Raw genomic sequence first — 12,232 nt, 5'->3', positions numbered from 1 at the left:
TTCAAAGTGGCTATATGACCACCATTATCTCTACATCAGGAATCACTTATCCCAGCAGCGATGGAGAACCTGTGGCAGAAACTTATGACCATTTATATGCAATTTTAACTACGCTAGAAGTCATCAGACAATATCTTCAAGGTCGTCACGCCACAGTTTTAGCTAATCAATTCTTGTATTATGCCCAAGGTTTCCCTAAATTAAGAGTTGCACCTGATGTCATGGTTATTTATGACGTTGAACCTGGGGGACGAGATAACTACAAAATTTGGGAAGAAAAACAGGTACCAAAGGTAATTTTTGAATTTACCTCTAAAGGAACTCAAGAAGAAGACAAAACCACTAAGAAAAATCTTTATGAAGGCTTAGAAGTAGAAGAATATTGGTTATTTGATCCCAAAGGCGAATGGATTACACAACAGCTGCAAGGTTATCGCTTAAGAGGAGATATTTATGAGCCAATTACCGATAGTTGCAGCCAAGCATTACAACTACGTCTAGCCGTAGAAGGAAAACTGATTGGCTTTTATCGCCTAGATAATGGTGAAAAATTGTTGGTAAATGATGAATTAATTGCCGCACTGAAACAAGAGACTAATAAACGTATAGAAGCAGAAGCACAAGCAGAACAAGAACGCCAACGCGCTGCAGAACTTGAAGCGCTGCTTTCTCGTTATCGAGAACAGTTTGGCGATTTAACCTAAATTCTTGTGGAGAAGCTTCTAGACATAAAAAAGAAGAACGCAAATCAACTGTACTCTCAATACTTGTCGGTTAAGGGGAAAAAGGGGAATGGAAAAGGGAAAAACCTTTAACCCTTAACCTTTCACCTTTTCCCCAAAACCAATTTTGGGTTCAAAACGCTTAACCCATTAGTATTACCAGTACTCTGCGTTCTTCTATCTGCCTTTAAAAACCTTCTCTGCTAATTAATGATGATGGTGATGGTGATGATGTCCATCTAAGTGAGGATTAACAGTTACAGCTTCCTCTGATCTTAATGCACTAATGTGATCCTCAGCCCATTGTGCAGCCATCGCCAAAAACTCTGGATGATCATTAACACAAGCCATTTGCACATAATCCACACCATGATGCTTTTTCTCTAAAGCATGGATAATGTGATGGACATCCAATAAAGTTTCGTGGTTTTCTGTCGCAAAACCAATTGGCATAAATATTACGACTTTGGCACCCAATTGAATCAAGTTACTAGCTGCTTGCTCGGCATTGGGTAGTGTCCATTCAATTAGCGGTGTGTCGTGGTTTAACCAACCAACAGAAATTAAAGGATACTTATTAATCAGCTTGTCCCGTACTAAGTCATATAGTGCTTGACTTTCGACAATCCCAGAGGTAAAGCCTTTCGCTTTGTGGGGACAGCCGTGATTCATCAGCACAATCCCAATTTGAGAAGGGAGGTAGGTTGCTGCTAAATCAGCATTAATTTTTTCTTCTACCAAATGCGCCATCAAATCAATATAAGCTGGCTCATTGTAGAAAGAAGGAATGTAACGCAGTCCTTTTACCCAATGTTCTTCACCTTCAGCCATCTCAGCTAAAGCGTTATTTACCTGTTCGATCGCAATCCCACTAGTAAAGATAGAATCAACCACTAGTAGGGGATAAATCAGAATTTTGTCGAAGCCTTGGTTTTTAATCTCTGCTAAAACTTGTTTAGGTAAAAAAGGCGCGCAGAAGTTAAAAGCTTTGAAAACTTGAACGCCTTCACCCCACTTTTCTTGTAACCGCTTCTCAATTCCAGCCCGTTGCTGTTCAAAAATAGCATTATGTGGGGAGATAAAATCGTGATGCGTATGTCCCCACTCATGACGGTCAAATAACGCCAAAAGCTTTGCTAGGGGTGGGTAAATCCAAGTAGGGACTGGTGCAAATTTTGCTGTCAGTAAATTTAAAGCCTGTTCGTTATAGTTAGCGAAATCTTCGTAGCTTTCGACTTCGCCGTAGCCCATGAGCAATACGGCGACTCTATCTTGACGTGATGATTGCTCGTGGGTATGTTGTACTTTTTCCGGCGTGGCTACCACAGTGAGTTCCTCAATATAACCAGAATGTAGAGAAGTATCAAAGAAATAATTGATTATTTCCCGACTGAGTAAAATAAAATCCCATCCGGGGGGATAGGATAGTTACGAATATCATAACGGAGCAACGCTGCTTATACCTCTACCGTTAGGATCTAGACAAGAAAATTTACTTAAATCAATCAGGATTTACGTAATCAGCACATTTTTGTGTTGGCTGTCAACAGTCAACAGTCAACAGTCAACAGTCAACAGTCAACAGTCAACAGTCAACAGTCAACAGTCAACAGTCAACAGTCAACAGTCAACAGTCAACAGTCAACAGTCAACAGTCAACAGTCAGCAGTCAACAGTCAACAGTCAACAGTCAACAAAACTCAAGAAATTCAACAATTCTTTCCGAGGTGAAATTCTCAGCCAATTGCTTACAATATTAATGTTGTATTTATAACCAATAGGGATTCAGCATTGCTAAACCCTAGCTCTGAACCAGAGACTCAAGATAAATGGATATTATTATTTGCCCTGGAATTCATGAGCCAGAATTGACAGAAAGTTTTATCTCAGGGTGCTTCAATTTCAATAGCGATCGCGTAGCGCTTCTCTCAAGGGGCGATCGCACACCTGCTCAAAATCCAGCTCACAATATTCTGATTTTTCCTGAACAGGGTGTACTGACCGTATCGCCATTGAAAATTTTACAATTTTTACACAATTGCTTAAAGGATAGGTTACAATCGCCCGTGTTCTTCATTAGCTTTAGCGCTGGTGTAGTTGGAGCAATTATCGCAGCGCGGTTGTGGCAACTTTTAGGGGGTACAGTCACAGCTTTTATTGCTGTAGATGGATGGGGCGTGCCACTATGGGGTGATTTTCCCATTCACAGAATGAGCCATGATTATTTCACCCATTGGAGTTCGTCTTTATTGGGTAGTGGGCACAATAACTTCTATGCAGAACCAGCTGTAGACCATTTATCCCTTTGGCGATCGCCCCAAACTATACAAGGGGTGTTAACCGACCAGTCCCTAGGATTGTACCAAAATAGCGATCGCTTAAGTGCCTCTGATTTTGTGCATCTGCTATTACAGCGCTATGAAGAAAAATAGTCCGGAAAATAAACTGGGCAAAGGGGAGTGAGAAATAGGGAAAATTTTCCAAAGGAGCGATAAAAATAAGGAAGATGAGGAAGATGAGGGGATGAGGAGGATAAGGAAGCAAAATAAGTTTTAGCGCCAAGCATGAAAGTGTTTTTCTCCCCCAACTTCCCCTTGTGGTGGGATATTTATCTACTTGAAAGTCCCTAACTCCCTCATCTCCTCCATCTCCCTTATCTCCCTCATCTCTCTTCGCTCCCACTCCCCTACTCCCATCTACCCTAGTCCCCATTACGTAGTATCAAATGTTTCCAACGGAACCTGCTGCTGTTAATAACGGGTTTGGCGCACTGCTGAAAAACCGTAGTTTTATGCTCCTGTGGATTGGGCAACTGGTTTCCCAGTTGGCAGATAAGGTATTCTTCGTTTTGATGATTGCCTTGCTGGAAAACTACCCACCGCCACCAGGATTGGCAGAAAACTCAATGTACTCAACATTGATGGTCTCCTTTACAGTACCAGCCATTTTGTTTGGTTCTGCGGGTGGCATTTTTGTTGACCGCTTTCCTAAAAAGTTAATTATGGTTGGCTCGGATGTGGTACGTGGGTTCTTAACGTTGCTGATTCCGTTTTTACCACGAGAGTTTTTGATACTTTTGATACTAACTTTTGCAATATCAACAGTGACGCAGTTTTTTGCCCCGGCGGAACAAGCTGCTATTCCCCTGTTAGTGCGACGGGAGAATCTAATGGCAGCTAATGCCCTGTTTAGCAGCACAATGATGGGAGCCTTAATCGTTGGCTTTGCTATTGGTGAGCCAATGTTAAGCTGGGCGAAAGATATTCTGGGAGAGGAATACGGTCAAGAATTAATAGTGAGTGGGCTTTATCTGTTGTCGGGTGCAATTATGCAGCCGATTAATTTTAAAGAACATAAGCCAAATCATGAGCATCAGGCTGCACCTCATCTGTGGTCAGAGTTTACAGAGAGTTTGCGTTATTTGAAGAAAAACCGCCTGGTGTTAAATGCCATGCTGCAACTTGTCACCTTATATTGCGTGTTTGCAGCTTTAACAGTGTTGACAATTAGATTAGCAGCCGACTTTGGCTTAAAAGAAAAGCAGTTTGGCTTTTTCTTAGCCGCAGCCGGGGTGGGGATGGTTTTGGGTGCAGGAATTTTGGGACACTGGGGTGTAAAATTACACGGCAAGCCCTTACCCTTAATCGGCTTTTTACTGATGGCGCTAGTTTTAGGCGTGTTTACTTTTACCCACAATCTTTTATTAGCATTGATACTTTGTGCCTTATTGGGTGTAGGTGCTTCCTTAATAGGCGTACCGATGCAAACTTTAATCCAACAACAAGCGCCACCCACGATGCATGGTAAAGTATTCGGTTTCCAAAATCATGCGGTGAATATTGCCCTTTCTTTACCACTAGCAATTACCGGGCCGTTAACTGATATGCTTGGTTTGCGCGTTGTCTTAGTAGCCATGAGCGTGATAGTAGCGGCTGTAGGTGTTTGGGCTTGGAAAAATACTCGGCGAGTATTGCAAGATGTGATTTAGTTGGGATTGGGGACAAATCAATTCAAAATTCGTCTTGTAAAGTTTGCTCAACGGGGGGAACCCCCGCACGCAACTTTCCGCAAAATTCAAAATTCAAAATTACAGAACTCCTGGGGATTGATGTCTGGGGAACTGGGGACTAGAATTGAGTATTTTTATTTAGCAATATTTTTAAGATAGTTAATTTTAGGAAAATACTATTAGTTAGTGTTAAAAATCGTTATTTACTATTTCTTATTTCTAATTAGCCAGTCCCTAGTCACCAATCCCTAATACCCAATCCCTTTTGTCAACAATTCCAGACAAATTATCTTCCTATGGCCTAAGCTGATGGGAAAATTAGATATGAATATAAGGATTTTATTAAACTTTTCTATTAAAATGAAATCTTAATTACAGAATCCAAGCATTAACTTAGCTATTCTCAGAGGTTTGACAGTGCGATCGCCTTCCCGAATCAGTCCCCCCCAAACCGAGAATCACACCCAGCCTAAAACCATCAAGACTGTGGTAACACCGCAACGGGCCTCCGGCGGGTTCGCCCTCTTGGACAGCCTCCAGCGTCACGGTGTTGAGTATATTTTTGGTTATCCCGGTGGCGCAATTTTGCCAATTTACGATGACCTTTACAAGGTGGAAGCAACAAGTGGCATTAAGCATATCCTTGTACGCCACGAACAAGGTGCTTCCCATGCGGCTGATGGCTATGCCCGTGCTACAGGTAAGGTAGGAGTGTGTTTTGGTACTTCTGGCCCAGGGGCGACTAACTTGGTAACAGGTATCGCTACCGCCTACATGGACTCAATTCCCATGATTGTGGTGACTGGACAAGTACCACGGGCCTCAATTGGTACAGATGCATTTCAAGAAACAGATATTTACGGTATTACCTTACCAATTGTCAAACACTCTTATGTAGTGCGTGACCCTAGAGATATGGCGCGCATTGTAGCAGAAGCATTCCATATTGCTAGCACCGGCAGGCCAGGGCCAGTATTAATTGATGTTCCTAAAGATGTAGCCTTAGAAGAATTTGACTATGTACCAGTAGAACCAGGTTCTGTAAAATTACGCGGCTATCGTCCCACTGTTAAAGGCAATCCCCGTCAAATCAATGCGGCAATTCAGTTAATTAGTGAAAGCCGCCGACCGCTATTGTATGTCGGTGGTGGTGCGATCGCAGCTGGAGCGCATGAAGAAGTTAAGGAACTAGCTGAGTTATTCAATATCCCTGTGACCACCACTTTGATGGGAATCGGGATTTTTGACGAACATCATCCCCTAGCTTTGGGTATGTTGGGAATGCATGGCACAGCTTACGCTAACTTTGCTGTGACTGATTGCGATTTGTTAATTTGCGTGGGTGCGAGATTTGATGACCGGGTAACTGGGAAGTTGGATGAATTTGCTTCCAAAGCGAAAGTCATTCACATCGATATCGACCCCGCCGAAGTTGGGAAAAACCGCGTTCCAGATGTACCCATTGTTGGTGATGTGCGAAATGTCTTAAGTGACTTGCTGCGTCGCTGCAAACACACAGGTACAAAAGGTACACCCAACCAAAACCAAGAATGGTTAAACCTGGTTAACCGTTGGCGGGAAGATTATCCCCTCGTTGTACCCCAACATCCCGATAGTATCTCTCCCCAAGAGGTAATTGTGGAAGTCGGTCGCCAAGCACCCGATGCTTTCTACACCACAGATGTTGGTCAACATCAAATGTGGGCAGCACAATTCCTCAAAAATGGCCCCCGTCGCTGGATTTCTAGCGCTGGGTTGGGAACAATGGGCTTTGGTGTACCTGCAGCAATGGGAGCAAAAGCTGCATTCCCTGATGAAGAAGTTATCTGTATCAGTGGTGATGCGAGTTTCCAAATGTGTTTGCAAGAATTGGGTACGCTTGCACAATATGGTCTAAATATCAAGACTATAATTCTCAACAATGGTTGGCAGGGAATGGTACGCCAATGGCAGCAAGCCTTTTACGGTGAGCGTTACTCCTGCTCTAACATGGAAGTAGGGATGCCAGATGTTGAGTATTTAGCCAAAGCCTATGGTATTAAAGGCATGGTAATTCGCAAACGGGAAGAACTCCAAGATGCGATCGCCGAAATGCTGGCGTATGATGGCCCTGTAGTTGTAGATGTACGCGTTACCAGAGATGAAAACTGCTATCCAATGGTAGCCCCAGGTAAAAATAACGCCCAAATGATTGGCTTACCCAAGCAATCACCAAAAACATCTACAGAACCCGTTTACTGTAGCAACTGTGGCTCTAAAAACCTGCCCACACACAACTTCTGTTCTGAGTGCGGGACGAAACTGTAAATATAGTGCTGAGTTGTGAGTGCTGAGTGCTGAGTTATGAGTGGGGAGTCTCACTTATTGTTCAGTAATTTAGTAAGAAGCTTTCTAAATTAGAGGCGCGGAAAGCGTCTGAAAAGCAGAGGATTTTATCCTCTGCTTTTTTTTGGGAAAAAATTTTTAAACAAATTACTAAATTTGTTATTTTTGCAATTTTCGTGGGAACCATAGCTTTCAAGCAGCTGTGTGTAGCATTTCTGGTATGAAATACAAAATTCTTTCCCAATATGCGCCATCAGCAATATAAAGATAAACTGCCCAGCAATCAGGGAATTTTGAAAGGTTAATTATGATTAAACCCAAATTGAGCAACCGTCGTACTAGTAGTTCAGTAGTTTTAGAACCAGAAGTTGCGATCGCAGTCATTGGACTTTTGTCCGCAGCGTCAGATGGTGAGGGAATAACTATAGAAGAAGAGTATGCTTTGAGTGAAATGCTAAGTGGAATTTCCCAATTTGAAAATTACTCTGATGAAGACTACCGCAACTTAACAGACAAAGTTTATAGTTTGCTAGAGTCAACAGCACCACAGGATTTATTAGCACAAGCGATTGATTCCTTGCCCGATCAGGATTATTGCGAAGCTGCTTATATTACTGCGCTTTTGGTAGTAGGGATTGATGAAGAAGTACCTGATTCTGAGCAAGATTATATTTCTAGCTTGCAAGAAGACTTAAATATTTCTGACAAACGCGCAAAACAGATTATCGACGAAATTTTTGGCGAAGATGATGAAACTGAATATGACGATGAATAATAATTCTTTGGCTTTTTGATTATTCAGGATTTACCTAACTAATCCGTTAGTTCATTTGTTCAATTGCAGATTACTCAAGTGTGTAGCTCATGATAGCGTTTAAATTGCTAATCATGAGCTTTTTATTTAAATGATGACGGTTGACGGTTGACTGTTAATATCAATTCCCGAAAATTATGCCCATATCCTAATACGCTTGGGTTGAGCTTATTAGTGATTGATTTGTCACTGATTAAAAAAGCTCTTTCAATTGGGGGATTCTCCCTCAAACCCCCGATTGGGTGACGGTTGCGTCCCCTAAACCCCCTCCAAAATTATTGTTCTGTTTTTTTGTTGAGTAACTAGTTTTTTGGTTTTGTTATCAATTAATTTTCTTAACCCAAGCGTATTGGCCTATATCCTAGCTAAGGAACATTTGAAAAATTTGATTTTCTTAATTTGGAATTTTGAATTGTATTATTATCTAATAGTTTTTAGTATTATGTGATGACTCAAAAAATTACTGTTGGTTTAATGTTACTGCTTCTCGGTACTCAGATTAGTATTAGCCAACAAGCCGCTACCGCCCAAACACCAACACCAATAGCACCAGCATCTACCACTAAAGCCATTTGTCCCGCCCAGTTTGGAACATCTATAGATGCTATAATCAATCGTCCCTCGTTTAATCGAGTCCGCTGGGGGATATTAGTACAATCAATATCATCTGGGCAAACACTTTACAGCCGGGATGCTCAAAAATATTTTACTCCTGCTTCTAATACAAAATTGTTAACAACCGCCGCAGCTTTGCAGCAATTAGGTGCAAATTTCCGAATTCGTACCTCTATTTATCAGAATGCTAATGGAGTTTTGCGTGTTGTTGGTAGAGGAGATCCCAGCTTAAGCGATACTCAATTGCAAACATTAGCCCAGCAATTGCAAAGAAAAGGTATTACTCAAATTAAGCAATTAATTGCCGATGATAGTTATATCCAAGGAGATATAGTTAACTCAACTTGGGAATGGGAAGATGTACAGTCAGATTATGGTGCGCCTATTGGCAGCTTTATATTGAATGAAAATATTTTTAGTTTGAAATTAATTCCACAAACCATAGGTAAACCTTTACAAATTGCCTGGAATGATACTAATGAAGCGGCAAGGTGGCGGATAGTTAATCAATCAACTACAGTCAACAAAAATCAAGAAAATAATATCAATATTACCCGCGATTTAACAGGAACAGTGTTACGTATACAAGGGCAATTATCACAAGATTCTCAACCTTATTTAGCAACCTTACCTGTAGTTGACCCTAACTATTATTTTTTACGCAGTTTTCGGACTGTATTAGCAAAGCAAAATATTACTTTAGGACAAACATTAGTATTAAATAGTGGTAGTAATCAGCAGGAAATTGCGGCGGTAGATTCGCCTCCTTTATCTGAGTTAATTAAGATAACTCTGGAAGATAGTAATAATCTTTATGCTGAAGCTTTACTAAGAGCATTAGCTATCAAACAGCCCAGAGTTCAAAATAAAACTACTGCTGATATTGGCTTAGAAGTTCTTAAAACGAGTTTAACCCAATTAGGAGTTGACCCCACCACTTATTTTTTAGTAGATGGTTCTGGGTTATCACGTCGCAACTTAATATCGCCTGAAGCTTTAGTACAAACTTTGCGTTTAATAGCCAAAACACCAAACTCAGCTATTTATCGTGCCGCATTACCAGTAGCGGGGAAAAGTGGTACCTTAAAAAATCGCTTTCGCAATACTCCTGCGGCAGGAATTGTCCAAGCAAAAACTGGTACATTAACTGGTGCGGTTTCGCTCTCGGGATATGTCAATGGGGCTAAATATGAACCTTTAGTTTTCAGTATTATGGTAAATCAAAGCGAACAACCAGTCAGGAATTTGCGACCAGCCATTGATGACATTGTGGTGTTGTTAACACAGTTGCAACGTTGTTAAGAAAAAAATAATTGGAATCAAGGAAATATTGCCCAAAGAATTTTAAACTTAATGGGGGTTGTGCAAATTCAGGGATACTAACTAGAGCGACAATATAGGTAGTCATGATTATGAACTGGGGAAAGTAGATGAATCATTTTTGTCATTAGTTATTGGTCAAGAATTAAGAGTTATAAATTATTGTTCTCCTATCTTCTTTGTTCCAATTACCCATTACCCATTACCCAGTCCCCAATCCCTTGATATGCAAATATATCTAGATTACAGTGCCACAACTCCCACCCGCCCTGAAGCGATCGCAGTTATGCAAAAAGTTCTCGCTCAACAATGGGGGAATCCTTCCAGCTTACATGAGTGGGGAAATCGGGCGGCGACAATTTTGGAACAAGCTAGATTCCAGGTTGCAGGATTAATTAACGCCTCTGTTCCCGAATCAATTATCTTTACCTGTGGTGGCACTGAGGCGGATAATTTAGCAATTATGGGTGTGGCTCGATTGTATGCTGTGCCGCAACACATAATTATTTCTAGTGTGGAACATTCGGCAATTTCCGAAACGGCGCGATTGCTGGAAATGTGGGGTTGGGAAGTTACTCGCTTACCTGTAGATGCTAAAGGTAGAGTCAACCCCCAAGATTTAACAGCCGCATTGCGTCCTCATACTGTTTTGGTATCGATAATTTATGGACAAAGTGAAGTTGGTACAGTTCAAGCGATCGCAGAACTGGGAACTATTGCCCGTAATCATGGGGTATTATTTCACACGGATGCAGTACAGGTTGTAGGACGTTTACCAATTGATGTGGAAACATTGCCTGTAGATTTACTGAGCTTATCTAGTCATAAAATATATGGGCCTCAAGGTGTGGGGGCGTTGTATGTGCGTCCGGGTGTAGAGTTAATACCTTTATTTGGTGGTGGAGGACAAGAGAGGGGACTACGTTCTGGAACACAAGCTGTACCGATCATTGCTGGCTTTGGTGTAGCAGCTGAACTCGCAGCCCAAGAAATGCCAAAAGAAACACCGCGATTAATTCAATTACGCGATCGCTTATTTGCTCAATTAGTCGATCTACCTGGTTTAATTCCCACAGGCGATAGTGAGCATCGTTTACCCCATCATCTAAGTTTTTGTTTAGAATCCGCCGATGGCGAAAAACTGAGCGGTAAAACTATAGTCAGGCAATTAAATTTAGCCGGAATTGGTATTAGTGCTGGTGCAGCTTGTCATAGTGGGAAACTTAGCCCTAGCCCGATACTTTTGGCAATGGGTTATTCAGAAAAAGCAGCTTTGGGCGGAATTCGTTTGACATTGGGACGTGAAACCACCGCCGCAGATGTAGATTGGACTGCGATCGCTTTAAAGCAGGTTTTGCAAAGATTGACACAGTAGGCAAAGGGTGCAGAGAACATAGAATAAGGGTAAAGAAAAATCCTCTTTTGCACCTCTGCTCCCTCTGCTAGTGATAAATCCCTAGTAGTCTGCCAAAGTTTTTTTGACAGGCGGGGAAAAGGGTAAAGCTTTTAAACCCTTCCCCATTGCCCTTTTCCCTTTACCCAATCTATACCTGTCAATATTTGTGTGTTGAACTACTAGAACGGGCCAATCTGTGGGAACAAGCCAAAATAAGTGAGCAAAGATAAGGTTGCTATTAAAGCCAGTCCAGAACCGACGATTGACAACACCAAATCTCTGTTACGACTACGTAGGAAAGTTTGTAAATTCATGGGTATATAACCTCTGCGTGGTAGTTGATCGCGGTAATCAGTGCCGTAGCGTGCCATGCGTTCAAAGGGTAACTCGCCTCTAGAACGCTGGGGTAAAACCCGCCGCAGTTGGTAAGGAACTGTATGATCACCAAAGTTATCAAGATATTCCTCACTGTTGATCAGCTCTGTAATGAAGCCTGCTATACCTTTAGTAGCAATAACAGTTGACCAAGCAAATTTTTCGCGATCGCTATAAATTCTCCGCCCTAAAACCCTTTGTACACAGATTTCTACAAAGCGGTAATTATTGTTAACATCGTAATTCAGCCTTCTAAAGGAATCGGATAGAACCAATCCGCGAATAAATTCCCTAACTGTGATCATTCCTGTTCTCAGTTGAGATTCTAGAATGATTTGGCGATTACTAGACAGCATTTGCTGTTCATGAAAAATTTGCCGATAAGCTGCCAAAATCAAAGCATCCATTTCAGTAGGTGATGGCAGATTGTCGGTTGTGTGAATTCTGGGTTTTTCTTCACCAGGGATCTCAAAGCCAACAACACGCTGATTTTGAGATGAAGGACTGTACTCCAACAAAGGAATCGACATGATAAACACCTTTACGCTATTCGCTGACATGAAAAAGCACAGCATTGGTCGATCGATTTGAGTCACACTCGATAACCGCAGCTTCTAATTCGCAGCCAATTGACTGCTATCCAAATTCGGAATTTC

At 41.6% G+C, this 12,232-nt stretch carries 10 protein-coding genes; 8 read left to right on the top strand and 2 right to left on the bottom strand.

Annotated features, from left to right (window positions below):
* The first annotated feature begins 14 nt into the window (after positions 1-14).
* Positions 15-704: a Uma2 family endonuclease gene (locus HG267_RS15260; RefSeq protein WP_045872067.1), complete on the top strand. Its 690-nt coding sequence runs from the start codon at positions 15-17 to the stop codon at positions 702-704.
* Between the two features lie 225 nt (positions 705-929).
* Here the strand turns inward: HG267_RS15260 and HG267_RS15255 are convergent, their stop codons facing one another.
* Positions 930-2,048: a ferrochelatase gene (locus HG267_RS15255; RefSeq protein WP_045872068.1), complete on the bottom strand. Its 1,119-nt coding sequence runs from the start codon at positions 2,046-2,048 to the stop codon at positions 930-932.
* A gap of 207 nt (positions 2,049-2,255) precedes the next feature.
* On the opposite strand from HG267_RS15255, the gene HG267_RS15250 reads away from it, so the two are divergent.
* The 7 genes from HG267_RS15250 to HG267_RS15220 all read left to right on the top strand — a co-directional run bounded on the left by HG267_RS15250 (position 2,256) and on the right by HG267_RS15220 (position 11,180).
* Complete coding sequence (locus tag HG267_RS15250; RefSeq protein WP_263420064.1) at positions 2,256-2,453, top strand: hypothetical protein; 198 nt, start codon at positions 2,256-2,258, stop codon at positions 2,451-2,453.
* Positions 2,454-2,551: 98 nt separating this feature from the next.
* Complete coding sequence (locus tag HG267_RS15245) at positions 2,552-3,154, top strand: hypothetical protein (RefSeq protein WP_045872070.1); 603 nt, start codon at positions 2,552-2,554, stop codon at positions 3,152-3,154.
* A gap of 293 nt (positions 3,155-3,447) precedes the next feature.
* Positions 3,448-4,710, top strand: a complete 1,263-nt coding sequence (locus HG267_RS15240) for an MFS transporter (RefSeq protein ID WP_045872071.1) — start codon at positions 3,448-3,450, stop codon at positions 4,708-4,710.
* A 432-nt stretch (positions 4,711-5,142) separates the two neighbouring features.
* Positions 5,143-7,038 (top strand): biosynthetic-type acetolactate synthase large subunit, encoded by a 1,896-nt coding sequence (ilvB, locus tag HG267_RS15235; protein WP_045872073.1) that lies wholly within the window; start codon positions 5,143-5,145, stop codon positions 7,036-7,038.
* A gap of 325 nt (positions 7,039-7,363) precedes the next feature.
* Entirely contained in the window at positions 7,364-7,831 is a 468-nt protein-coding gene (locus HG267_RS15230) for a tellurite resistance TerB family protein (RefSeq protein WP_045872074.1), read from the top strand.
* Positions 7,832-8,317: 486 nt separating this feature from the next.
* Positions 8,318-9,787, top strand: a complete 1,470-nt coding sequence (gene dacB, locus HG267_RS15225) for a D-alanyl-D-alanine carboxypeptidase/D-alanyl-D-alanine-endopeptidase (RefSeq protein WP_045872075.1) — start codon at positions 8,318-8,320, stop codon at positions 9,785-9,787.
* A gap of 244 nt (positions 9,788-10,031) precedes the next feature.
* The gene (locus HG267_RS15220; protein ID WP_045872076.1) at positions 10,032-11,180 is read left to right on the top strand and encodes a cysteine desulfurase family protein; all 1,149 of its coding nucleotides are present in this window, start codon (positions 10,032-10,034) and stop codon (positions 11,178-11,180) included.
* A gap of 200 nt (positions 11,181-11,380) precedes the next feature.
* On the opposite strand, the gene HG267_RS15215 is transcribed toward HG267_RS15220, so the two are convergent.
* Positions 11,381-12,106, bottom strand: a complete 726-nt coding sequence (locus tag HG267_RS15215) for a phycobilisome rod-core linker polypeptide (protein WP_045872077.1) — start codon at positions 12,104-12,106, stop codon at positions 11,381-11,383.
* Between the last annotated feature and the right edge of the window lie 126 nt (positions 12,107-12,232).

Origin of the sequence: Tolypothrix sp. PCC 7601, from assembly GCF_025677855.1 — a bacterium.
GTDB lineage: Bacteria > Cyanobacteriota > Cyanobacteriia > Cyanobacteriales > Nostocaceae > Aulosira > Aulosira diplosiphon.
The sequence above is the reverse complement of the archived record's forward strand: the minus strand, read 5'-3'. Positions and strand labels throughout refer to the sequence as shown.

What these genes read in the sequence shown, in the direction of transcription:
- HG267_RS15245 (WP_045872070.1), top strand. Translation starts at nt 2,552, where the DNA reads ATGGATATTATTATTTGCCCTGGAATTCATGAGCCAGAATTGACAGAA.
- HG267_RS15240 (WP_045872071.1), top strand. Translation starts at nt 3,448, where the DNA reads ATGTTTCCAACGGAACCTGCTGCTGTTAATAACGGGTTTGGCGCACTG.
- HG267_RS15230 (WP_045872074.1), top strand. Translation starts at nt 7,364, where the DNA reads ATGATTAAACCCAAATTGAGCAACCGTCGTACTAGTAGTTCAGTAGTT.
- HG267_RS15220 (WP_045872076.1), top strand. Translation starts at nt 10,032, where the DNA reads ATGCAAATATATCTAGATTACAGTGCCACAACTCCCACCCGCCCTGAA.
- HG267_RS15215 (WP_045872077.1), bottom strand. Translation starts at nt 12,106, where the DNA reads ATGTCGATTCCTTTGTTGGAGTACAGTCCTTCATCTCAAAATCAGCGT.
- HG267_RS15260 (WP_045872067.1), top strand. Translation starts at nt 15, where the DNA reads ATGACCACCATTATCTCTACATCAGGAATCACTTATCCCAGCAGCGAT.
- dacB (WP_045872075.1), top strand. Translation starts at nt 8,318, where the DNA reads ATGACTCAAAAAATTACTGTTGGTTTAATGTTACTGCTTCTCGGTACT.